The sequence below is a fragment of the Rhizobium sp. PRIMUS64 genome (assembly GCF_023006465.1).
Lineage (GTDB): Bacteria > Pseudomonadota > Alphaproteobacteria > Rhizobiales > Rhizobiaceae > Rhizobium > Rhizobium leguminosarum.
On record NZ_JALBGX010000312.1, the window covers coordinates 1 to 787 of the forward strand.

1 protein-coding gene is annotated in these 787 nt (G+C 69.1%); it reads left to right on the forward strand.

Annotated features, from left to right (window positions below):
* Positions 1 to 787 (forward strand): alpha-hydroxy-acid oxidizing protein (locus MOV76_RS39295; protein WP_247266609.1); only part of this gene is annotated, 787 nt, incomplete at both ends.

Sequence of the window (787 nt, forward strand, 5' to 3'; positions counted from 1 at the left end):
GCCTTCGGTCCGATCCGACGCAACGCCAACGCCCAATACGGCGGATCGAGCGAGCGGGTGCGACGACGCCCTGACCCGGCGCAAGGACGACCATCTGGACCTCGTGCTGGATCGGCGAACGGCGCCAGCCACGGTCGCCGCCGGTTGGGAGCAAATCCGGTTCGAACACTGCGCACTACCCGAGCTGGACCTGACGCAGATCGAACTGCGCACCTCGCTGTTAGGCAAGCCCATGCGTGCGCCGCTGCTGATCAGTTCCATGACCGGCGGAATGCCACGCGCCGAGGCCATCAATCGGCGCCTGAGCGAGGCGGCGCAAGCCTTGGGGATCGCCATGTGCGTCGGTTCGCAGCGCGTAAGCCTGCAATCGCGCAATTCCCAGGGGCTGACGCGCGCCCTACGCCGCCTGGCGCCTGACATTCCCTTGCTGGCCAATATCGGCGCTGCGCAACTGCGCGAGGCCGACGGCCTTGATCTGGCGCGCCGGGCTATCGATGCGCTGGAGGCTGATGGGCTGATCGTCCATCTCAATCCGCTGCAGGAAGCGCTACAGCCGGATGGCGACCGCGACTGGCACGGCGTCCTGGCGCAGGTGACTCGCGCCGCGCGTAGCGTGGGCGTGCCGATCGTGGCCAAAGAAGTCGGGTCGGGCCTGTCCGCCTCGGTGGCCTGCGCGCTCGTCGAGGCGGGTGTTGCGGTGATTGATGTCGCCGGAGCTGGCGGCACCAGTTGGGCCGCGGTGGAGGGCGAGCGCGCCCGCGATGCCGCCGGCCGTGCAGTGGCGATG